Annotated in this window: 22 protein-coding genes; 9 read left to right on the top strand and 13 right to left on the bottom strand. The window is 62.8% G+C overall.

The annotated features are described in order from the left end of the window. Positions 1 to 79: 79 nt before the first annotated feature. Positions 80 to 976, bottom strand: a complete 897-nt coding sequence (locus tag TQ98_RS12110) for a LysR substrate-binding domain-containing protein (protein ID WP_044872750.1) — start codon at positions 974 to 976, stop codon at positions 80 to 82. A gap of 123 nt (positions 977 to 1,099) precedes the next feature. On the opposite strand from TQ98_RS12110, the gene TQ98_RS12105 reads away from it, so the two are divergent. Then, on the top strand, positions 1,100 to 1,891 hold the full coding sequence (locus tag TQ98_RS12105) for an SDR family oxidoreductase (RefSeq protein ID WP_044872751.1): 792 nt from the start codon (positions 1,100 to 1,102) through the stop codon (positions 1,889 to 1,891). 158 nt (positions 1,892 to 2,049) lie between these two features. Here the strand turns inward: TQ98_RS12105 and TQ98_RS12100 are convergent, their stop codons facing one another. Continuing rightward, a complete protein-coding gene (locus TQ98_RS12100; protein ID WP_044872752.1) occupies positions 2,050 to 2,781 on the bottom strand; it encodes a transporter substrate-binding domain-containing protein in 732 nt (243 codons plus the stop codon). A 576-nt stretch (positions 2,782 to 3,357) separates the two neighbouring features. Next, entirely contained in the window at positions 3,358 to 4,788 is a 1,431-nt protein-coding gene (locus TQ98_RS12090) for an APC family permease (RefSeq protein ID WP_044872753.1), read from the bottom strand. A 361-nt stretch (positions 4,789 to 5,149) separates the two neighbouring features. Between TQ98_RS12090 and speB the strand changes: the two genes are divergently transcribed. The 6 genes from speB (at position 5,150) to TQ98_RS12060 (ending at position 10,826) form a co-directional block, all read left to right on the top strand. Continuing rightward, positions 5,150 to 6,103 (top strand): agmatinase, encoded by a 954-nt coding sequence (gene speB, locus TQ98_RS12085; protein ID WP_044872754.1) that lies wholly within the window; start codon positions 5,150 to 5,152, stop codon positions 6,101 to 6,103. Positions 6,104 to 6,196: 93 nt separating this feature from the next. Next, positions 6,197 to 7,027, top strand: coding sequence for a polysaccharide deacetylase (locus TQ98_RS12080; RefSeq protein WP_044872755.1), 831 nt, complete (start codon positions 6,197 to 6,199; stop codon positions 7,025 to 7,027). 11 nt (positions 7,028 to 7,038) lie between these two features. Then, positions 7,039 to 7,962 carry an NAD(P)-dependent oxidoreductase gene (locus tag TQ98_RS12075; RefSeq protein WP_044872756.1) on the top strand — a complete coding sequence of 308 codons (924 nt, stop codon included), beginning with the start codon at positions 7,039 to 7,041 and terminating at the stop codon, positions 7,960 to 7,962. Positions 7,963 to 7,976: 14 nt separating this feature from the next. Continuing rightward, complete coding sequence (locus TQ98_RS12070) at positions 7,977 to 8,702, top strand: SDR family NAD(P)-dependent oxidoreductase (RefSeq protein ID WP_052659207.1); 726 nt, start codon at positions 7,977 to 7,979, stop codon at positions 8,700 to 8,702. 55 nt (positions 8,703 to 8,757) lie between these two features. Then, entirely contained in the window at positions 8,758 to 9,651 is an 894-nt protein-coding gene (locus TQ98_RS12065) for a LysR family transcriptional regulator (protein ID WP_044872758.1), read from the top strand. A 230-nt stretch (positions 9,652 to 9,881) separates the two neighbouring features. Next, on the top strand, positions 9,882 to 10,826 hold the full coding sequence (locus TQ98_RS12060) for a transporter (RefSeq protein WP_044872759.1): 945 nt from the start codon (positions 9,882 to 9,884) through the stop codon (positions 10,824 to 10,826). Positions 10,827 to 11,122: 296 nt separating this feature from the next. Here the strand turns inward: TQ98_RS12060 and TQ98_RS12055 are convergent, their stop codons facing one another. After that, positions 11,123 to 12,721 (bottom strand): winged helix-turn-helix domain-containing tetratricopeptide repeat protein, encoded by a 1,599-nt coding sequence (locus tag TQ98_RS12055; RefSeq protein WP_044872760.1) that lies wholly within the window; start codon positions 12,719 to 12,721, stop codon positions 11,123 to 11,125. 265 nt (positions 12,722 to 12,986) lie between these two features. On the opposite strand from TQ98_RS12055, the gene TQ98_RS12050 reads away from it, so the two are divergent. Continuing rightward, a complete protein-coding gene (locus tag TQ98_RS12050; protein WP_044872761.1) occupies positions 12,987 to 13,736 on the top strand; it encodes an SDR family oxidoreductase in 750 nt (249 codons plus the stop codon). Between the two features lie 98 nt (positions 13,737 to 13,834). Then, entirely contained in the window at positions 13,835 to 14,248 is a 414-nt protein-coding gene (locus TQ98_RS12045) for a cupin domain-containing protein (RefSeq protein ID WP_044872762.1), read from the top strand. 140 nt (positions 14,249 to 14,388) lie between these two features. Here the strand turns inward: TQ98_RS12045 and TQ98_RS12040 are convergent, their stop codons facing one another. The 9 genes from TQ98_RS12040 to TQ98_RS12000 all read right to left on the bottom strand — a co-directional run bounded on the left by TQ98_RS12040 (position 14,389) and on the right by TQ98_RS12000 (position 22,557). Further along, on the bottom strand, positions 14,389 to 15,288 hold the full coding sequence (locus TQ98_RS12040) for a LysR family transcriptional regulator (RefSeq protein ID WP_044872763.1): 900 nt from the start codon (positions 15,286 to 15,288) through the stop codon (positions 14,389 to 14,391). Positions 15,289 to 15,399: 111 nt separating this feature from the next. Next, positions 15,400 to 15,729 carry a Rieske 2Fe-2S domain-containing protein gene (locus TQ98_RS12035; protein WP_044872764.1) on the bottom strand — a complete coding sequence of 110 codons (330 nt, stop codon included), beginning with the start codon at positions 15,727 to 15,729 and terminating at the stop codon, positions 15,400 to 15,402. Beyond that, on the bottom strand, positions 15,726 to 16,037 hold the full coding sequence (locus TQ98_RS12030; protein ID WP_044872765.1) for a YciI family protein: 312 nt from the start codon (positions 16,035 to 16,037) through the stop codon (positions 15,726 to 15,728). Before TQ98_RS12030 ends, TQ98_RS12035 begins: the two co-directional genes overlap by 4 nt. After that, on the bottom strand, positions 16,034 to 16,909 hold the full coding sequence (locus TQ98_RS12025) for a dioxygenase (RefSeq protein ID WP_044872766.1): 876 nt from the start codon (positions 16,907 to 16,909) through the stop codon (positions 16,034 to 16,036). The genes TQ98_RS12030 and TQ98_RS12025 overlap by 4 nt, the downstream gene beginning before the upstream one ends. A gap of 74 nt (positions 16,910 to 16,983) precedes the next feature. Next, entirely contained in the window at positions 16,984 to 18,051 is a 1,068-nt protein-coding gene (locus TQ98_RS12020) for a maleylacetate reductase (RefSeq protein ID WP_044872767.1), read from the bottom strand. 8 nt (positions 18,052 to 18,059) lie between these two features. After that, positions 18,060 to 19,523, bottom strand: a complete 1,464-nt coding sequence (locus TQ98_RS12015) for an aldehyde dehydrogenase family protein (protein ID WP_044872768.1) — start codon at positions 19,521 to 19,523, stop codon at positions 18,060 to 18,062. Between the two features lie 101 nt (positions 19,524 to 19,624). After that, complete coding sequence (locus TQ98_RS12010; RefSeq protein WP_044872769.1) at positions 19,625 to 20,644, bottom strand: hydroxyquinol 1,2-dioxygenase; 1,020 nt, start codon at positions 20,642 to 20,644, stop codon at positions 19,625 to 19,627. Positions 20,645 to 20,682: 38 nt separating this feature from the next. Next, positions 20,683 to 21,177, bottom strand: coding sequence for a hypothetical protein (locus TQ98_RS12005; RefSeq protein ID WP_044872770.1), 495 nt, complete (start codon positions 21,175 to 21,177; stop codon positions 20,683 to 20,685). A gap of 450 nt (positions 21,178 to 21,627) precedes the next feature. Next, positions 21,628 to 22,557: a LysR family transcriptional regulator gene (locus TQ98_RS12000; protein WP_044872771.1), complete on the bottom strand. Its 930-nt coding sequence runs from the start codon at positions 22,555 to 22,557 to the stop codon at positions 21,628 to 21,630. Between the last annotated feature and the right edge of the window lie 112 nt (positions 22,558 to 22,669).

The following is a 22,669-nucleotide window of genomic DNA, read 5'->3' as shown; positions in this document are numbered from 1 at the left end:
CTGCCCAACTGAGACCGTCCAAGTCATAATTCGACAGACTTGAGACCTAACACATCATCAAGTCTCTTCCATCTGTTCGTCAGACCTGGGCGCCCGCCAGCACCATTTCGCGGAAGTCCCCCACGATCGGCCGCAGGTCGACGCGATGCCAGGCAGCCCATAGCCCGGTGCTCTGCCCCAGCCAGGGCAACTCGCGCAGCACCACGTTGGGATTGCGCTCGCCTCCGATGCTTTGCTGGATCAGCGCCAGGCCCAGACCGGCTGATACCAACCCGAGGGCGCTCAGCGGCTCGGCGGCCTCCAGGCGGATCTGCGGGGTGAACCCGGCTTCCACGCAACTGGCCAGAAAATGCTCGCGACGGCTCTGCTGCAAGTGGCCCTCAACCATGATCCAGTCCTGCTCGTGCAGGTCCGCCGGCTCGATCGCCGCCTTGTCCGCCAGCGGGTGCCCCAGCGGCAAGGCGAGGTGCAGCGGGTCGTTGAACACCGGCGAGGCCAGCAGGTCAGGGTCGTCAGCTTCCGGCGGCTCGCAGACCAGGGCAATGTCCAGGCTGCGCTGGCGCAGGCCCTCGAACTGCTCCCGGGCCGAAAGGTTGTAGAGGGCGATATGGATGCCCGGTCGCTCCTCGCGCACCCGGCGCAAGGCATCGGGCAGCACGCCGGCATGGATGGCATGGCTGACGTAGCCGATACACAGCCCGCCCGTCTCGCCCCGGCCCAGGCGACGACCCAGGGACTCCAGACGCTCGGCATGCTTGAGCAGCGCCTTGGTCTCGTGCAGGAAAGTGCGCCCGTCGGACGTCAGGCGCAGTCGCTGTTGGCTACGCTCGAACAGTTGCAGGCCGAGGCGCTCTTCCAGCTGGGCGATCTGCCGGCTCAGCGGTGACTGGGAAATGTGCAACTGCTCCGCTGCCTTGCCCACGTGCTCGACTTCGGCCACGGCGACGAAATAACGAAGTTGTCTGAGATCCAGCATATGACCTTCCAGGACTCAAGTATGTCGAATTAAGTTATGTACGATCTTACCGGCCATCCCTAGGATGTCGCCAGATCCAGTCGATTACCGGCACATCCCGTGCCCCTGAAAGAGGACCCCGACATGCAGATCGATCTCGGCGGCAAGACCGCCATCATCAGTGGCTCCACCGGCGGCATCGGCCTGGGCATCGCCCGCCAGTTGGCCGCCTCCGGCGCCGAGGTGGTCATCGTTGGCCGCAACGCAGCTTCCGTCGACCAGGCCGTGGCCGGCATCCGCGAAGCCAAGGGCAAGGCCCGTGGCGTGGTCGCCGACCTGGGCAACGCCGCCGGTGCCGAAACCCTGTTCGCCGCCGAGCCCCACACCGACATTCTGGTGAACAACCTGGGCATCTATAACGACGTCGATTTCTATGAGACCAACGACCAGGAGTGGCTGGACTTCTACGAGATCAACGTGCTCTCCGGCGTGCGCCTGGCCCGCCACTACACCCCCGGCATGGTCGAGCGCGGCTGGGGTCGGGTGATCTTCCTGTCTTCCGAATCGGGCGTGGCCATCCCGGCGCAGATGATCAACTACGGCGTCACCAAGGCCGCCAACCTCGCTGTCTCCCATGGCCTGGCCAAGCGCCTGGCGGGCACTGGCGTCACCGTCAACGCCATCCTCCCCGGCCCGACCTTCACCGAAGGCGTGGCGAATCTCGTGGCCGACGCCGTACGCCAGTCCGGCCGCACCGCGCGCGAGGAAGCGGATGAATTCGTGCGCCGCGAGCGCCCCAGCTCCATCATCCAGCGGGTGGCCGAGGTGGACGAAGTCGCCGCACTGGTGACCTACGTCGCCTCGCCCTACTCTTCCGCGACCACCGGCGCCGCCTTGCGCGTAGATGGTGGCGTGGTGGACAGCATGGCCATCTGATGCCGGCAAACAGAAGGCCCCGAGCGTTCTCCTCCCGGGGCCTTTTGCCATTTCGTCAGCAACTGGGTTTCGTCACACAACGGAAATCGCCGGCTTAAAGCAGATCTTCAACCCCCGCCCTATCCTGCTCGGCCGCGCGCGCAGCTAGCGCACAGGGACTATTTCAGTCCGTTCTCCCGGAGAATATGGTCGTAGGTGCCATTCGCCTTGATGGTGGCCAGCCCTTTGTTGAACACGTCGATGATGAGTTTGTGACGCGGGCTGTTCAAACTGCTGGTCACGTGCATCTGTTGGCTGGACAAGCCGTTTTGGGTGAACTCGAGCTGTTGCATAAGCGTGGGGGCATTGTGGTTGATGACCCAACGAGCAACGACCTCATCCTCCAGTGTCAAGTCGATCCGGCCGAGTGCCAACTTCTTGATGTTTTGCAGCGTGTGGGTAACTTCGGGCCGAGTGAAGTTGGTGGAATTGAGGAATTCGTCGCTGTAGCCATACCCTTTGACAATCCCCACTGTTTTTCCGGTCAGGCTCCCTAATCCATGGTATTCAAACGGATCGCCCTTGCGCTTGATGAACTTGATCTCGCTCCTCATATAGGGCTCGCTATACAGCAGGAACGCCGCCCGCTCTTGCGTCCACCAGGCATTGGGCAGGATGTCATACTCGCCGCTTTTCACACCGTTGACCGCTCGCGCCCAGGGAACGAATCGCATGTCGACCGTGTAGCCCTGACTGGCATACGCCGCCCGAACAATTTGTAAGCAGATACCCTGCGAAGGGTGGGCCGGGTCGGCAAAGGGGGGATAGACGTCAGCTGCCGCAATGATTGTCTGCGTCCAGGCAGAGGCGGAGAACAACAGACCGAGCACCAGGATAAGAACACGCGGCATACGCTTTCTCCTCAACCGTGGAGAGAAGCCCCGGTAGGTAGTTTAGTCAGGTCCTGCCATGGAACCGGGGTTGAATGCGAACGCGTCAATTTGGAAGTTACGGGTGGCGGTTCCCCGATCCCCGACATGGATGGAACCGCGATGATCAACACTTGCAACATCCCCCGCACCTACCTGCGCTACCACCGCCAATTGCGCGCCCTGCTGATCAGCCATTAGGCCTGGTTCAGCGCCAAGGACCTGTCGCGCCTGTTCAACTGCCACTTCAGCGCCCGCCTCCCCTCCATGCTCGACGAGGACCAGAGCCGGCGGGAAAACCTGCAGCTCCCTCCCCTGCCCTCCGCCCATGAAGCGCGCGCATTCGGTGAGAAGCCTGAAGCTAAAACCGTAATCGCCGAATGGACACCCGTGTCATCCGAGCCCCGAGCCCCGGGCCCGCGACGCCTAATCCGTGCGCTGGAGGAACGCTCGGTTCCCGATTCGGATCACTGGCGACAGGCTCTGCGGGCCGGCGTGCAAGAAAGACTGCCCTGCTCCCACAAGGCGGCCTCTCTCGCACGACGAAGCCCCGGACGATTACGAGACTTTCAGAGAGCTTCCCTGGAACTTATTGGCACCGAAAAAACGACTCAGCAGCGCGATTAAGGCACCGCTGACGATCGCAAACGCACCGAGGTACCAGGCCGTGTAGATGTCTTCCGGTGAAACCGGACTCGCCCCAGCCATGTAACCGATGTAGGCGAGCACCAGGATGGCCATGAGCGCCAAAGCTGAAAGCCCAGCCGCAACCAGCGGCTTCTGTTTTTTCCAGCACATCACGATGAATGCGGCAAGGGCGGAAACGTAGGACAGCACCAGCGTGATGGTAATGACGTCGTAGTACCAGATGATCTTGCCGATTGGCTTCCACCAGACCAGCACGATTCCCACCGCCGACACCAGCACCAGGGTGATCCAGGGCGCCTTGAAGCGATTGACCACTCGCAGCACGGAAGGCAGGTGCCCTTCTTCGCTCATTCGGTAGAGCGTCCGCGCAGCCGAATTGGAGGAAATCTGCAGTCCGGCACACGCGGACGTGATGACGACGAACAAGGCAATCCAGGCCATCGCCGGCGGCAGGTAGGTCTCGGCGACTACCGCGATGGGGCCGCCATTGCCATTTTCGACGATCGCGGCGAGCTGCTCGACCGGTACCGCGAACTGCCAGCCAATAGCCGCAAGGCTGTAAATGAGGAAGGCCGAGCTCAGGACAATCAAAAGCGAGCGCTGCACGGTGCGCACCGGTACGCGAGCCTCCTCGATGTAATTGATGGCCGAGTCGAAGTTCGCCAGCATCCATACGCCGAACAGCACGCCAGGGCCGATCGCGGCGAGCCCGCCGGCGCTCTCCAGGGAATACATGGTCGCGATCGATAGCCCTGTGGTCTGGGGATTGGCGATCCCCAGCAACCCCAGGCCGGCAACGACGGCGATCTCGAAAATCAGGAAGGTGGCGGCAACCCGCGCCGTTACTCCAACTCCACGCGACGAGACGACGAGGAACGTCAGGATCAGCAGGGTGCTGATGACCTTCGCCTGCAACTCGCCTTGAAGCGCCGGAAACAGCGCCTGAACGTACTGCGTACCGATCACCGCGCACATCGGCGTGACTGCCATGCACGCGATGGCGTAGGTCCAGCCCAGAACGACACCGCAGTTCGGATGCAGAAAGCGGGAGCAGAAGGTGAAGATGCCGCCGGCTGACGGAGCATGCCGTGTGAGGGAAACCATGCACACCGCCAGAACCAGCATCGGGAAGAAGAACGCGATCAGAATCGCCAGCGGCGCCTGTTTACCGGAGATGGAATACAGGATGGACATGGATGAAGCCGCCACCCATGCGGGGGCATTGAAACCCAGTGCGGAAAAAACGACGTCCTTTGTGCCGAGCTTGCCTTTGTTCAAGCCCGTGTCGAGCTCCTTGATCGTACCGTGCCGGTCATAACCGATGAGGTCGTGGAGTTTCATGTCATGCGGTCTCGCTGTTGTTTTTAGTCGGGAGGCGCCTCGATGAAACGTACGGTCCTATCGTCCAAGCAAAAATCCTGAGCTCCGAAAGTCAGCTTCCGCAGAAGCGAAAGTTAACGCCCCCATCAACGCACTTTCGCTTTGGTGAAAGTCAGGTTGCGCATCGCGGGATTTATTCCCCCAGAGGCTCGCACCATCCTGTCCTGGCCCATGGAGCTCTCAACAAATGCCATAAATGCGCATGGGACCAGCGAATGCGCCTTGTTTGGTCTTGTGCCGCTGAGAGCTCCGGGTACCGCTTATCGGACTTTCAATACCCGAATGCGCGCTGCCGTCTGACCAGCACGCATGGAGTAATCGTATGCACAATGACTTTCCCCAGCCGATGGACGCCGCTCTGATTCCTCGCTTCGCCGGCATTCCGAGCTTCATGCGTCTACCCATCTTCGAAGACCCGAGCCAAGTGCAACTCGCCCTGGTGGGGGTCCCCTGGGACGGTGGCACGACCAATCGCGCCGGCGCTCGTCATGGGCCGCGCGAAGTACGAAACATGTCGAGCCTGATGCGCAAGGTTCATCACGTGAGCCGCATCGCTCCCTATGACCTGGTGCGAATTGGCGACCTGGGCGACGCCCCGGTCAACCCGATTGACCTGCTCGATTCCCTGAAGCGCATCGAAGGCTTCTTCCGGCAGATCCACGAAGTGGGCACCGTTCCCCTGTCGGTCGGGGGCGACCATTTGGTCACCCTGCCCATCTTCCGAGCCCTGGCGCGTGAACGCCCCATCGGGATGGTGCACTTCGACGCGCACTCCGATACCAACGACCGCTACTTTGGCGACAACCCCTACACCCACGGAACGCCCTTCCGCCGGGCCATCGAGGAAGGCCTGCTGGACCCGAAACGGACGGTCCAGATCGGTATCCGCGGTTCCATCTACTCGGCTGACGATGAGGCATTCGCGGAGGAATGCGGGATTCGCGTCATCCACATGGAAGAGTTCGCGGACATCGGTGTCGAGGCGACGCTTGCCGAGGCGCGTCGGGTCGTGGGCGATGGCCCGACCTACATCACGTTCGATGTCGATGTGCTGGACCCGGCATTCGCGCCAGGCACTGGCACCCCCGAGATTGGCGGCATGACCACGCTCGAGGCCCAGCAAATGATTCGCGGCCTTCGTGGCCTGAATCTGGTCGGCGCCGACGTGGTGGAAGTGTCCCCGCCGTTTGACCAGGGCGGCTCCACCGCCCTGGTGGGGGCGACGATGATGTTCGAACTGATGTGCATCCTCGCCGAGTCCATCGCCAAGCGGTGACCGCTCGACCTGTCTATCAGCACCTCGCCTGGCCGGGATGGCGAAGGCCGACCGGCCAGGCACGAGCGCAGCCAATAAAAAGGACGTCCTCGAATGGTCATCTGGCCAAACAACAAGCGCTTCGCCGCCACCCTCTCCTTCGACCTCGATGCGGAATCTGCCTGGGAATCGTCCAGCCTGAACGGCCGCCGTCTTTCATTGCTGTCCATGGGCGCGTACGGCCGGCGGGTCGCCGTACCGCGCTTGCTTGACCTGCTCGAGCGGTACGACATCCGGGCCCACTTCTACATCCCTGGCCGTATCGCGCAGATCGATCCGGAGGTCGTGCGCAGCATCGCCAAGGCCGGACACGGAATCGGCTGCCACGGTTTCTTTCACGAGCGCGTGGATGAAATGGACCCGGTTCAGAACCTGCAGATCCTGAAGGACAGCAAGGCCATTCTGGAGCAGACCATCGACCGTGAGGTCCGCCACTACCGGGCCCCGCTCTGGGAAATCACGCCGGATGTGGTCCAGTCCCTGATCGAACTGGGCTTCCATACCGACAGCAGCCTCATGGGGGATGACCGTCCCTACCTCGTCGGTGGGCCTGAACACAGTCTGCTCGAGTTGCCCGTCAGCTGGTTGCTCGATGATTTCGAGCAGTTTGCCTATTCCGCCGAGCCCGCCGTCGGTGGCGTGATCGAAGAGCCCGACAAGGTTTACCGACTGTGGGCGGCCGAGCTTGCCGGCATGCGTGAGTTCGGCAGTCACTTCATGCTCACCATGCACCCTGAGGTGATCGGGAGACCGTCACGGCTGATGATGCTGGAGCGCCTGATTCAGCTGATGCGCTCCCACGAAGACCTGTGGTTCTGCACCCCGGACACTGTCCACGCCCACTGGCGTGCCGGGAACATCGAGCTTCCCGTGCATCCTTACTGAGGAATCCGTAGATGAACTATCTGGTAACCGGCTCCAATGGTTTCCTGGGCCAGGAAGTGGTCCGGCAGTTGCTGGCAGCGGGCCACGCCGTACTGGGATTCGATCGAAGCCTCAGCAGCGCGATAGCCGACAAAGGCTATAGCTATGTGCAAGGGGACCTCGCTGATCTGGCCACGCTGCTCCAGGCGTGCCAGGCGTTCAAGCCTTCGGCGATCATCCATACCGCGGCGATCTCTCACCCCGTCGACTCCCGACGGATTCCGCTGCAGACGGTGCTCACCAACGCACTGGGCACTACCCATGTCTTCGAATGCGCGCGCCTGAGCGGGATCGGCCGGATCGTCAATCTCAGCTCGGAATGCGCGTACGGGAATAACCTGGACCTCAGTGTGATCGATGAATCCGCCGCCCTGGAGCCTACGACGCCCTATGGCTGCACCAAGGTCTTCACTGAGAAGCTCGGCAAGGTGTACGGCGACTTGTACGGGATCGATGTGATCTCGCTGCGTCCCGGCTGGATTTATGGACCTGGGCAGTTCATGCAGTGCTACCTGAAATCTCTGCTGCGCCACGCCATTGATCGTGTTGCCCTCTACGAAGCCGAGGGCGGCGACTACCTCTTTCAGTACGTACATGTCAGTGATGTCGCGCAAGCCTGCATCCTCGCAACGCAGGTACCGGCAGAACGCCTCAAGCAGCGGGTGTTCAACGTGACCGCTGGCGAGCAGGAAAGCTACCGTGATGTGGCTCAGCGGGTGCTCGGCCTGTTCCCCCAGGCCCAGTTCGACATCGGTCCGGGCACGATCCCCGTTCTTGATGCCAACGCACGCTTCGATATCACGGCCGCGATCGAACAGCTGGCCTATCAGCCTCGATACAGCCTTGGCGAAGGCCTCGCCAGCTACGCCGACTGGCTCGTCGAACATCCTTACTGAGCAAGGAATCACTCATGAAAACCTACCTCGTAACCGGTGCCGCACATGGCATCGGCAAGGCCGTCGCACTCCGTTTGGGGGAGGCCGGTGACATCGCGATTCTGAATGACCTCGCCGATAGCGCGGACCTGCAGGCGGTCGTCGAAGCGCTGCGGGCGCGTGGGGTCCAGGCGTGCGTGGCGTTGGGAGACGTCTCCGACCCAAACACGGCCGCCCACGCGTTCGAAGGTCTGGATCGCCTGGATGTCTTGGTCAATAACGCCGGCATTCTCTTCGAAGCGCCGATCACCGAGCTGAGCCTGGAACAGTGGGACCGGATGATTCGCGTCCATCTTCATGGCGCCTTCCTGTTCGCCAAGGGGGCCGCAGCCTTGATGAAGCGTCAGGGCAGCGGGTCGATCATCAATATCGCTTCGGATCTCGGCCAGCTTGGCTGTGCCAACCTCTGCCACTACTCGGCAGCGAAGGGGGGCATCATTGCCTTCAGCAAGGCATTGGCAAGGGAGTTGGCACCCTGGCAGGTGCGGGTGAACTCCGTGGCCCCTGGCGGCACCCTGACCCCCATGGTCGAGCGTATGGGTGAGGACTACATTCGCGAAGAGGCTGCGCGCTATCCTTTGCAACGATTGGGATCTGCCGACGAGATTGCCAACGTCGTGGCGTTCCTGGCCTCGGACCAGGCGAGTTTCATGACGGGTCAGATCCTTGGCGTGAATGGCGGCGGTGCGATGGTTGGCTGATGCTGCCACCCAGGCGGACCTGTCGCAGGCCAAACCATAACGATGAGCAGAAATTATGCTGGGCAATCTGACTGACATTGACCTTCGGATGTTGCGGATTTTCTGCTCCATCGTCGAAGCGGGCGGCTTCACCGCTGCCCAGGTTCGCTTGAACACCAGCCTGCCACGCTTGAGCGTGCTGGTTCGTGACCTGGAAATTCGCCTCGGATACTCCCTTTGTACCCGTGGCAAGGCCGGATTCCAGCTCACGGAAGAAGGCCAGGCCACCTACGCGGCCGCCCAGGAACTGTTCACCGACATCAATCGTTTCCGCCAGCGCACCACCGCTCTGCACGGCGGCCTGCCTGACTTCCTGCAAATCGGCACGGTCGACAGCCTCACCACGTGCCAGGAAGCGCCGCTCCCGAGGGCGATAGCCCTGTACAGGAAGGAGTGCCCCAATACGCGCCTCGAACTGCACATCATGCGCCCTGACGAACTGGAGCAGGCGGTCCTGGAGGGACGCCTGCAGCTGGCCATCGGGGCCTTTCATCATCGACTCTCCGGCCTGGATTACCTGCCGATGTTCGAGGAAGAGCAGAACCTGTATTGCAGCGCTGACCACCCGCTCTTCGGCCGGGACGATGCGACCCTCGGGGTCGAAGAAATCTGTGCGGCGGATTACGTGGATCGCGGCTACATGGCAGAGAACCGACGCCCTCACGATCTGCGCTTCAGCCGCTCGGTAAAGGCCTTCTCCATGGAGGCGATCGCAACCTTGCTCTTGTCAGGCACCTACATCGGCTACCTGCCCACGCACTACGCCGCAGCCTGGGTCGCCGCAGGCAAACTGCGCGCGCTGCAACCGGAGAGTTTGTCCTATCGCTCCGAATTTCATTGCGCGACACGCCAGGGGCAAGAGGCGAAACCCGCACTGACGAAGTTCTTGAAGTGCTTATTCGTTTGCTGATGATTCGATGACCCTCCGACCTGTTTCGGGCAAATGGACCGGCGCCGAGTACTTTGGTGTGACCCCGGACCTGAGCTCCCTGGCAAAAACGCCTCCAACTCATCGGCAGCGAGGCCGGCGGCGATCAAGGCGGTTACATGGAAAGCCCCCGACGCTGTCCACATATTCGGCCTATACCTACAGCAGGGCCAAAACCCGCCACTCCGTATCCAATAATGATGAGCGCAAACATGACTTCGACCCTTGCGCATACGCCGCTGCGCGTGGCGACCTGCCTCATCCTGGCCGTCAGCGCCTCCGCCTACGCCACCGAGAACGGCGTGGACAACATCGCGCCGGGAACCGATGGCTTCTTCACCCTGCCCCTGGACGTGAACAACCTGCCCGACCACCTGTTCGCCTTCGTCGTCTACTACAACCACTACAAAGCCAGAAAGCTGAACATCAGCTCCCAGGGAGGCGAGGTGCCCGGCGCCGAGATCACCTCGGACTCGATCACCGCACGCCTGGACTACGTGAGCCCGCTGCGGGTCTTCGGCGGGCGGCTGGGGGGCTACGTCGCCGTGCCCTACGTACGGCAGCGGGTCTCCGCCTTCGGCCTGAACGACGAGCGGGGAAGCATCGGTGACACCACCCTGGCCCCGATCATCCTCTGGGACATGGGCAAGAGCCTCACGCTGGGTGCCGCGCTGGAAATCACCATTCCCACCGGCCATTACGATGCCGACCGGCTGGCCAACACCAGCACCAACTTCTACACGTACAAGCCGCTGTTTTCCTTCACCTGGCTACCCACGGAACGCACCGAGCTGTCGCTGAAGGCGACCTACAGCTTCAACGAGGAAAACCACGACACCGACTATCGCTCCGGGCAGATCTTCCATTTCGACTACTCGGCCAGCTACCTGGTGGCTGAAGACCTGCACCTGGGCCTGAATGGCTACTACCTCAAGCAGACCACCGACGACAAACAGCATGGACGGACCGTGCAGTTCCTCGGCGAGGATGTGGACGACGGCGTGCGCGGCCAGGTCTTCGCCGTCGGTCCGGCACTGCACTACACCTTCCTCGAGTACTGCAGCGCTGAGATCCGCTGGGCCAAGGAGTTCGACGTGGAGAACCGCCCGGAGGGCGACATGCTGTGGGCCAAGCTCAGCATTCCATTCGAGCTCTGACACTCCGGGAGGGTCCGGCAGCCCAGAGGACACCGGGCTGCCCCAGCGTGCAGCGGACCGCCCGCCACGCCTCGGGCGTAACGGGCCAGCGCCTGGCGATTTCGCGCACCCCCTTCCTACGAACCGGTAGCAGGAAAAACTGGAATAGGACGCCTATGTACTCAATCGCGAATGGCGTCCGTTCAGCACGGCCATCGCCACCTCGAGATCGCTGCTGAATCGGTGACCGCCCTTCCCTCCCCGTCCACCGGTGTTCGCCGTCTGCGGCAGCGTCGTTCAGCACGCCATCGTGGCGGTCACTCGGGCAACCCGGCCAGCCGCAGTCCATCGGCGAACAGCGCAAGATCCTCCGCCCGGTGAATCGGCAACCAATCCTTAAGCCCCGAGATACGCAAGGAGGGATCCAGCTCCTGCAGCCGCTGCATCGCCAGTTTCGCCTTGTCCATTCGCCCGCTATGGGCATGACTGGCCGCCAGCAGCGCAACCGCGGGCAGGAGACTGGGCAGGTTCCCCAGCGCCTTGTCCGCCCAGTCCGCAGCGGTATCGAAGCGCCGGGCGAAGAAATGCGCGATCGCCATCCCCACCTGCATCCTGAACATTTCCGGATCCAGCGGACTCAAGCGCGTGGCATGGGTCAGGTTTTCGATCGCGGCGTCTGTTTCCCCTCGGAGCGCGCGCAGGATGCCGCCCAGGTACCAGGCGGGGGCGAGATTGGGATTGAGCAGGCGTGCCCTGTCAATGAGCGCGATACCACCATCGAGATCGCCAGCAAGATGACCCAGTGCGTGTCCGCCGCGGGTCAGCGCCACTGCATCGTTCCGGCCGAGCTCCACTGCCAGACGCGCGAGCCTCGTCCCCTCGGCGATCTCTCGGGGCCGATCGGCCATCCAGCCATTCACTTTGCGCCAGAAGTAGCACCAGGCCTCCATGCCATAGGCCGACGCGAACTCCGGATCGAGCTCGGTAGCCTTGTAGAACAACGGCAGCGCCTCCGCGATGGCTTCCCGGGTTCCGTTGTGCAGTTTCGCCATGCCGCGCAGGTAATAGTCGTAGGCGTCCAGGCTTTCCGTGGGTTTGCGCTTGGCGCGCTCGATTTCCGCCCGTTCGAGCTGCGGCGCGATCGCGCCGACGACGCTTTCGGCGATTTGATCCTGCAGGTCGAAGAGGTTGTCGAGCAGGCCTTCGAATCGCTCCGCCCAGATATGCATCCCGGTCGTCGCGTCGATGAGTTGTCCGGTGATTCGCACCTTGTTCCCGGACTTTCGCACGCTACCTTCCAGCACGTAGCGCACGCCGAGCGCCTGGCCGACGTCTTTGACGTCCACCGCCCTCCCCTTGTAGGTGAAGCTCGAATTGCGCGCGATGACGAACAGCCAGCGGATGCGCGACAGGGCGGCGATGATGTCCTCCACCACGCCGTCGGCGAAATAGTCCTGCTCCGGGTCCCCGACCAGGTTCTGGAACGGCAGGACGGTGATGGACGGTTTGTCCGGCAGGAGGAGCGCGGAGGGTGGCGTCGCCTTCGAATCGACGGGAGCGGGTTCGTCGGCGCCTGGCCCGTCAGGCTGCGCCGCGTCCGCTGGCTCGCCGACCTTGATTTCGCCGACGAAGCGGTAACCCTTGCGGGCGACCGTCCGAACCAGCCGCTGCTCTTCTCCGGTGTCGCCGACAGCCTTGCGAACCGCGTTGATGTGGCTGGTGATCGTCGATTCCGAGACGATCCGGCCACTCCACACCGCGTTGAGCAGGTCGTCCTTGCTGACAACGCGCTCGCGGTTGCTGACGAGATGCAATAACAGATCGAAGACCTGCGGCCCGACGGCCACAACTTGCCCGCGCAAGGTCAGTTCCCGGCGCCCCTGATCGAGCACGTAGTCTCCAAACATGAATTGCAAAATCAGTATCCCCTGGACGAGCGCCTTCGGTTCCGTGTCCCCGACGGCCAGCGATTAGTGACTGATATTGATAACACGGCAGCGAGTAACAGGCTCGCACCATCCACGACAAGGGATACCGGGCGGGCAACAGCTTCCTTGGACGAAAATCCAAGCTTTCCCGAAGGACAACTCAAGACCGACACAAGGACTTCCCTGCAGCGCGCGCGCACTCTCCACCTACACCGACAGCAATGGCTGCCGTCGATAGAAACGGAGAGAAACCATGAAGATCGTCGTCATCGGAGGCACCGGCCTCATCGGCTCGAAACTTGTGAAGCACCTCCGCGAGCGCGGCCATGACGTGCTCGCGGCCTCCCCCAGCACGGGCGTGAACAGCATCACCCGCGAGGGCCTGGCCCAGGCGATGGATGGTACGGACATCGTCGTCGACGTGGCCAATGCGCCCGTGTGGGAGGACCAGGCAGTTCTCGACTTCTTTGAAACCTCCACCCGCAACCTGCTGGCGGCCGAAGCCGCCGCCGGCGTCCGCCATCACGTCGCACTTTCGATCGTCGGCACTGAACGCCTGCCCGACAGCGGCTACTTCCGGGCCAAGGTTGCGCAGGAAAACCTCATCAAGGCGTCCGGCATCCCCTACACCATCCTGCGTGCCACGCAGTTCTTCGAATTCGTCGGCGGAATTGCCGAATCCTTTGCCGTCGGCACAGAGCTGCATGTGTCACCGGCGCTGATCCAGCCGATCGCGTCCGATGACGTAGCGGCAGTCCTCGCCGACGTCACCCTCGAAGCGCCGGCCAATGGCACCGTCGAAGTCGCCGGCCCCGAGGCCATGCCCATAGACGAACTGATCCGGCGCCACCTGCGGGGCACGCAAGACACACGCAAGGTGGTGCCGGACGTACACGCCCGCTACTTCGGCGCCCTTCTCGACGATCAGTCGCTGACCCCCGGCAAGAACCCGCGCCTCGGTGCGATCCGTTTCGAGGACTGGCTCGGGCAGTCACGGGGCTGAGGCTCACAGGGGCAAATCGCACCCAGGGACAAGACAGGAAGGCGTAGCCCCCGTACAGATCGCGCCTTCACAGCACATACACGCGCGGGAGAATTGTCATGTTCACAAAAGCTTTCCTGGCCGCTGCCTTTGCAGCGCTCTCGATCACCACAGCGTCTGCCGGCGACCGGCCGCCGGGCAAGGTGACGGTGGTATTCGATCAACCCCTGCCGAACGCCCCTGGCAAAAGCATGAAGGTTGTGCTCGTCGAGTACGGGCCGGGCGCCGCTTCACCGTCCCACACCCACCCCAAATCGGCCTTCATCTATGCAACGGTCCTTGAGGGCCAGGTACGCAGCAGCGTCAACGGCTCCCCGGAAAAGGTCTACAAGGCTGGCGAGCACTTCGTCGAAGAACCTGGCTCCTTTCACGGCGTCAGCGCGAACGCCAGTGAAACCGAACCCGCACGCCTGATGGCCGTGTTCGTCCTCAACAGCAACGAGAAAGAACTCGTCACGCCCGCCAAAAAGTGACCGTTCAACGGGCTGAGGGAGCCCGGCAGCTCCAGGCTACGCCCGCCTGGGGCTGCTGGAGGTCATCGGAATAACAGGTAACGAGAAATGAAAGCGTGCGAGCACGAGATCACCAGCGCCACCGTCGAAAGCTCAGAGCCCTAGGCGGATTCCGCAGCACGAGTAAGACGCTTCGCCAGGAAATCGATGAAGGCTCGGACCTTGGCCGGCAGCCGCCGTCCCGGCGGGCAGACCGCATAGATCTGCGAACTGGGCAGCGGAAAGCCTGGCAACACCTCCACTAGTTGACCGCTGGCCAAACTCTCCTCCAGCAGAAAGCGTGGCAAAGACACCAGCCCCAGGCCATCCAGCGCGGCCTGCACCAGAACCTCGCCATTGTTCGCGATCAACCGTGGTCGGACCGCTATCGAGCGCCATTCCTGTCCCACGAGGAATTGCCACTGGCTGCTGTTGGCGCGGTTCTTGTAGCCCAGGCACTGGTGCTCGCGCAGGTCGTCCGGCCCCTGGGGCGTCCCATGGGCGTCGAGGTAACCGGGGCTCGCGCATATGGCATGGGGACAAGGCCCCAGCTCACGGGCCACTAGTGTCGAATCGGGCAGGCGGCCTATGCGAAGGGTCAGGTCGTAGCCCTCGTTGACCAGATCCACGAAGCGGTCGTTCAGATCCAGCTCGACCTCAAGCCCAGGGTGGACCTGCATGAATTCGTTGAGGACCGGCGACAGATACTTCAACCCGAAGGACATTGGCGCCGCCAGGCGCAGCCGCCCACGTAACTCGCTCTGCAGGCTGCGGGTTGCCTCTTCGGCCTCCGAAACCTCACGGAGGATTCGCTGGGCGCGCTCGAAATAGTCCAGCCCGGTTTCAGTCAGGCTCAGCCGGCGGGTTGTACGGTTGAACAATCGACACTCCAAATGCCGCTCCAGGGCACTCATGCGCCGGCTGACAACAGACTTGGCGATGTTCAGGCGCTGTGCCGCCGCCGAAAAGCCACCGGCCTCCACCACCACCGTGAATACCCGCATATCTTCGAACAGGTTCATCTCTTGCTGCCTTTGAGGGACGATCAGCTTTTGCAGGTTAGGCGGGAATGGGCATTGGCGTTTGCCAAGACACACCAGGACGGCAGCGCCCCTACAAAATGGTGGCCAGCCTCACCCCACCAGCACCACCCTCCCCTCCACGACCCGCATTGGCACCGCATCCAGTCGGCTACCTTTGCAGGGGCCTTCGACACAATGACCGTCCTCGAAACGGAACATGGCGCTGTGGTGGGCACACATCAACATTTGACGACGGTAGGTGCAGAACTCGCCGGGACGAAAGTCCAGACCCACGGAGAAGTGCGGGCAGCGGTTGTGATAGCCCCAGACCTGGTTGCCCCGACGTACCAGCACCAAAGGGTGGCGATGCCCTTCCAGCTCGGCGATCAGGGCCAGGGCGCCGCCGTCGGCGATGGCGTCCAGCGCGCAGAGTTCCATCATCCACGTAGCTCCGGATTACCCAGGCCCCAGTTCCAGGGGCGGATCTCGATGTGTTCGAACAGCCCGGCGCGCACGTAGGGGTCATCGCCCAGAAAGGCCTGCACCTCGGCCAGGCTCATGGCCTCCACCACCAGCAACGTGCCATTCATGCGACCGTTACCGCTGTCCAGGGTCGGCCCGCCCAGGCGCACCACCACCCGGTGCGGGTAGGGATTGCGCAAATGCTCGCGATGGGCCGGGCGCACCTGGTTGCGCAAGATGGCGTGGTCCGGCTTGTCGGTGGCGAAGACGGCGAAGTACTGGCTCATGGGGTTTCACGCTCCAATACGAAGTCGTAGCTGGCCAGGCGGAACGTGCCATTGATGTCATGAACGGACGCCAGGGCATGGTTCGCCTGGCAAGGTTGGTAGACCACCTTGAGAGAGTCCTTCACGCCGAACACCACATCCGAGTCCAGATAAGGGTCGTCATGGTTGAACAGGTGGGTGACCAGAGTGCGATGCCCCGGTGCCATGACCATGAAATGCAGGTGCGCCGGGCGCCACGGGTGACGGTCGCTGGCCTGCAGCAGGCGGCCCACCGGCCCATCGGTAGGGATGGGATAGCTCACCGGCATGATGGTTCGAATGGCGAAGTGCCCTGTGGCGTCCGTACGGTAGCGTCCGCGCAGGTTGGTCGGGGGCTGCTCCGGGTCCTGCCCTGAATACATGCCGTTTTCCGCCGTCTGCCAGACATCCAGCACAGCGTTGGCAATCGGCTCACCACCGGCATCCAGCACCCGGCCAACTACCAGGGCCTGGTCGCCCGGGGTGAAGGCCATGTTCTCGCCGTGGCTGCGCTCGGGCATACCGGCGATGTAGAACGGCCCGAATACTGTGGTTTCAGTAGCCGTTTCGGTGGCGCGGTGGTTGATGGCGTCCACTAGCATCGACAGGCCGATTACATCCGACAGCAGGATGAATTCCTGGCGTACCGCGCCGTCACACATCCTCCCGGTGTCGGTGAGAAAACGAATGCCCTCCAACCACTCCTCCTCAGTCAACTCCACCTCGCTGGCGAAGGCGTGCAGGTGGCGCACCAGACCCTGCACCACCTGGCGCAGGCGCGGGTTGGGTGTGCTGGCGAAAGCAGCTACGGCCTGGGCAGAGATTTTCGCTTCGTTGGCCGGGATGTTGTTCATCTTGTGCTCCCATTGAAATCAGTTCTGGCGGCGGTGTTCCGTAGGGTGCGCCGTGCGCACCCTACGAGAACGAGTCATGCCGGTGGCAGGCCCTTCCAGGCCCGCACGAGCATTGCCTCGATGGCCTCCTGCTCGAAGGGGCGCGGGTTGTAGTACGGACTGGAACAGGCGATCACCGCCGTTTGTGCCGGACCTTCCGTGGGCAGGCCGATCTCGGCCAAGGAGGCCGGGATGCCCAGCTTCTGGTTGAGGGCGAAGAGCAGCGGCCCCACCTCCTCCGCCTCACGGCCACCCAGGGCGCGGGCTGCGCGGCGCAGGGAATCAGCGGCGGCTTCGCAGTTGTAATGGGCGGCATGGGGCAGCACCACTGCGTGAGCCTGGGCATGAGGCAGATTGAAGGTGCCGCCGAGGGTGTGGCAGAGCTTGTGATGGATGGCCATGCCGACCGACCCCAGGCAGATGCCGGCCAGCCAGGCGCCATAGAGGGCGCGGCTGCGAGCCTCGACGTCTTCTGGGTTGGTTACCACGCCTGGCAGCGCTTCGGCCAGGGCACGGATGGACTCCTCCGCCATCAGCGTGATGATGGGGTTGGCGTCCTGGGCGTAGAGTGCTTCCACCGCGTGGGCCATGGCATTCATGCCTGAGCAGGCAGAAATCGCCGCCGGCAGGCTCAGCGTCAGCTGCGGGTCGTAGACCACCGTCTTCGGCAGCACACGGACGTCACGCCCGGTCTTCTTCAAACGGTTCTCGGTCAACCCGTAGATCGGCGTCATTTCCGAACCGGCGTAGGTGGTCGGCACCGCCAGGATCGGCAAGCCAGACTCCAGGGCGATGGCCTTGCCCAGACCGATGGTGGAGCCACCGCCAATGGCTACGCAGCAATCCGCGTCCAGCCGAGCCGCTTCGACGCGGGCGGCACGCGCCACTTCCACCGGCACGTGCATCACTGCTTGCGGGTAGACCCCGGCAGCACGCTCGCCGAGGATGCCAGCGACACGGCCGCCCAAGTGACACTGCTCAGGAGTGGTGAGAATCAGCGCGCGGCGGGCGCCGAGCTTGTCCAGCTCCTCGGCCAGTGTTTCCAGCTTGCCCCGGCCAAACACCACGCGTGAGGCCAACCCCTGATAAACGAATGGATTCATGATCGACCTCAGCGTTTGAAATGCGGCGGAATCTTCGCGTCCACATTGACCCACACGGAGCGGGCCTCGGTGTAATCGTGGATGGCCTCGAAGCCCATCTCGCGGCCATAGCCGGACTGGCCCACGCCACCGAACGGGCTGCCGGGGCTGACGCGCTTGTAGCAGTTGATCCAGCACATACCGGCATGGATGTTCGCCGCCATGCGGTGAGCACGCTGCAGGTCACGAGTCCACAGGCCGCTCCCCAGGCCGTACTGGGTGCCATTGGCGATGGCCAGTGCCTCTTCATCGGTGGAGAAGCGCAGCACGGTGACGAAGGGACCGAACACCTCTTCCTGGGCCACACGATGGTCAGGCTGGGCTTCGACCACGGTCGGCTCGATGTAGTAGCCCTCAGCCAGGGCCGGATCGGAAGGCGCCTTGCCGCCGGTCAGGATACGGCCGCCCTCGGCACGGGCGATGTCCACGTAGGCCAATACACGGTCGCGATGCTGCGTGGAGGTCAATGGCCCCATTTCGGTGTTCGGGTCCAGCGGACTGCCCAGGCGGATGGTGCGGGCCAGGCCGATGAAGCGTTCCAGGAACTCGTCGGCGATGCGCTCATGCAGGACCAGCCGAGAGCCGGCGATGCAGGCCTGGCCCTGGTTGTGGAAGATGGCCCAGGCCGCGCCGTTCACGGCCGCGTCCAGATCAGCATCTTCGAAGACGATGTTGGCGCCCTTCCCGCCCAGTTCCAGCTGCACCCGCTTGAGGTTGCCCTGGGAGGCTTCGACGATGCGCCGACCGGTCGCAGTGGAACCGGTGAAGGCGATCTTGCTCACGTCTTCGTGCTCGGCCAGGCGCTGGCCGGCGGTCTGCCCGTAACCCGGCACAACGTTGACCACGCCATCGGGGAAGCCCACTTCCTTCATCAGTTCAGCGATGCGCAGGGTGGACAGTGGCGTGATTTCCGAGGGCTTGATCACCACTGTGTTACCAGCAGCCAGGGCCGGTCCCATCTTCCAGCTGGTGAACATCAGCGGGAAGTTCCACGGCACGATCTGTCCGACGACACCAACGGGCTTGCGCTGCACGTAATTGAGGAAGCCGGTTTCCACCGGAATCACCGCCCCCTCGATCTTGTCGGCCATGCCACCGAAGTAGCGGAAACAGGCGGCGGTGCGCGGCACGTCGAGGTTGCGGGAATCGCGGATCGGGTGGCCAGTGTCCAGCGATTCGAGTTGGGCCAGTTCTTCGGCGTGTTCTTCGATCTTGTCCGCCAGCTTCAGCAACAGACGCCCACGCTCAGCGCCGGACAGCGCCGCCCAGGCAGGAAAGGCGCGCTTGGCGGCTGCCACGGCCAGGTCCACGTCCTCAGCCTCGGCGGCGGCTATATGGGTGATCAGCGAGCCGTCGTGGGGCGACAGGACTTCGATCGTCCCGCCCTTCAGGGCCGGAACGAATCGGCCGCCGATGAAGAGTTGGTTTTGCATGGAAAAAGCTCTCCGGGCGCCGCAGGCGAAGGGCGGCGCCAGTAGGTTGGACGGACTCCCTCCCCTGTGAGGAGAGGGATGGGAAGCGGGTAAAGCGGGCCTCAGAACTCCACCGGATACGGCTTCAGCTCACCGCTCTCGTAGCGTTGCGGCAGGTTCGGCGTCGCGTTCTCCCACACCAGCAACATGGAGCGTTTGGTGGAGTAACCCTGGTGACGGATGTCCGCCGGCATGGCACAGATGTCGCCGGGACGCATGGTGATGCGAGCGCGTGGCGTGCCATCGTCCTTGTCCGCCACATCCCAGATGATTTCGTCGGACAGTTGCAGGAACCACTCCACACGGTCGTTGCCGTGGAACACCGGAAGGATGAATTCCTCAGTGGTCGGGCAGAACAGGCTGGCCTTGCACACCGAGCTGACCGAGGGATTCCAGGTTACGTCCGAGCGGGACAGGTACTTGTAGAGATTGAATGCATGCAGTTCGCCCTCGAAGCCCTCGGCCGCATGGATTTCCGGCTCGTCCTGGGGCACATCGGCGAATTGGCGGTTCACCGGCAGGTCGTTACGCAGCGGCGAATCATCCGGCAGACCGGGCATGCGCTTGGTCGCGACGCGGAAGCGGTCGATGGCCTCTATGTTGTCGCCGTTCTTGCGGCCGAAGGCACTACCGGTTTCTTCCGGTGCGGCGAAGGGGTCGAATCCGGCGTTGGTCCAGTCGCGCAGGATGGCCTTGAAGGTGGCCATGATCTTCGGCGTTTCGAACTGCTCGGTGTAGTCCACCCCGGCTGCCTTGAGCACGCCGTTGAAACTACCGGCGTAGAGGTCGACTTTGCCGTAGTGGTTGCGGGTGCCGATGACGTCATCGAAGTTCACCCAGCCATAGAAAAAGCCCCAGGCCACATCACGCATGGTGGCGCGCAGGAAGGCGTCGGCGGGAATCAGATGGGAGCGTTCCTGGCCCTTGGCCGGCCACTGGATACGCACGAAGTATTCGTCGCGGGACAGGGTAAAGGCACCCAGCTTGAAGGTGCGGTAGCCGGTAATGGAATCGGGCAAGCTGGCTTCGACTTCATCGGCGGCGAAGCTGACGGAAGTGTCGGGCGTTTCGAGCATGGCCATGGTGGATATCCTCTTTTTCTGGTCGTCGGTCGGGGCTGTCACTTCAGGCAGATGTCTGCCCACTTCTCCACCGACAGCGGTCCCTTGATGGTCTGCAGCAGCAACACGCCGGGGCGTGCACTTTCAAAGCGATAGGCGCAGCCGGCTGGCAACAGCGTCTGGTGGCCGCGCTTTAGCAGCACGTAACCCATGGGCCGGCCCTTGGGCTGCTCACCAGCCAGCCGGGTGCCCTCGCCATCGGCGAGCGGCTCATCCAGCTTGAGGAAATCCACCCGCACTTCGCCGTCGACCGAAATGGCAAATTCGTCGTGGGCGGCGGTGTACCAGGGAGAAGTGCCTTCGGCACGCAAGGTCTCGATGACGTAGCCGAGATTCAGGCCGACCACCACCTTTTCGTAGGGGGTGGAGCGGCTGGCGACGTCGAAGATATTGGAGAACACGTAGTGGCGGGCTTCGCCCTGGATGATCTCGATCGAGCCCTTGCGATGGTCGTCGAGTGAGCCGAAGACGGTACGGAATGCGGCAGTGCTCATTTCATTCACCGTTTGTTGTTGTAGTGGGTGAGTGAACGTTACGAGCAGCAACTGCAACCAACAATTCCAAGCCAGGCGACAACAGTGTTTGCAAAACGCGAACAGTGACGAAGCGGCTCTAGCACGGCGCTTACAGCGGGATCACCATTCGATTCGGCAAGAAGAAATCCCTGGCCGTCGCTTATGGACAGACGCTGCTCGCCGGATCGGCCGAATGAATCGATTACACCAATCGAGCAAGATGCCTTCCAACTTTGCGCAATGACGCCAGCAACGCCGGAAATGGTAGGCACACAACGGGTTCCGACCGTACCGCTGCCAACCGCATCAGCTGATCCCGGAGCCGTTCAGAGGCAGGCAATCTCGATGTATGCAAACCCTCGAAAGGCAGAAGGCGCCACGTGTGGCGCCTTCAGTCTTTCTGGGCCTGGGAATTGGGCGAGACCCGCCCTACTCCTTCACCCACCCTCGCTCCAGCAGAGGCCGGTCCCAGGCTGGCTCATTGCTGGTGCGCTCCACCAGGAAGTCGATCAGGGTGCGCACCTTCAGCGCCTGGCGCTGGGTGGCTGGGTAGACGGCGGAGAAGTTGAAGGCCGTCAGCGAATAGTCGGTCAGCACCGGCACCAGGCGGCCTTCCAGCAAGTCGTCACTGGCGACCAATGTCGGCAGGCAGACCACGCAGGCACCGGTGATGGCGTAGTCCCGCAGCAGGTGCACGGAATTGGAACGCACCTGGCCGGTGAGGTTGAGCTCAACCTGCTCGTCGCCGTTGAACACCCATCGGTTGCGCGACGGGTAGCCCTCGTAGAGTGCCACCTTGTGAGCCTGCAGGTCCGCCGGCACTTCGGGCGCCGCATGGCGCTCCAGGTATTCCGGGGAAGCACAGAACAACCGGCGCACGGAAAACAGCTTGCGCTCGATCAACGACTCGGCCATCGGCGGGAACATCTGGAAGGCGACGTCGAAGCCTTCTTCAATCGGGTCCACCACCCGGTCGTTGACGATGACGTCGACCTCGATGTCCGGGTAGCGCTCGGTGAATTCGGCCAGCAGACCGCCGAAGTGGCCGAGGGCGAAGCCCGGCAGCATCTGAATGCGCAACTTGCCGGTCGGCTTGGCGCGTAGGTCGCGCATCTGCTCGGTGAGGCTGTTGAAGCTCGCCACCATATCGGCGCATTCCTTGTAGTAGGTCTCCCCTACCTCCGACAGCCGCACATGGCGGGTGCTGCGGTGGAACAGCGGCGCGCTGATGTAGTCCTCCAACTGCTGGATGCGGTGACTGATGACTGAGCGGGTCACCCCCAGTTGCTGGGCGGCCTTGGCGAAGTTGCCGGTTTCCGCGACGCGGACGAAGGCTTCGATGCTGAGCAAGCGGTCCATATTCGTTTCTCGACGGTATTTGTTCTTGTAGGAGCAAATTTATTCGCGAAAGGGCAGCAATGCAGCCCGGTATTGCCCATCGCGAATCGATTCGCTCCCGCAAGGTAAAAGC

The sequence above is a fragment of the Pseudomonas sp. LFM046 genome (assembly GCF_000949385.2).
GTDB lineage: Bacteria > Pseudomonadota > Gammaproteobacteria > Pseudomonadales > Pseudomonadaceae > Metapseudomonas.
This window is presented reverse-complemented; position numbering and strand designations above follow the sequence as displayed.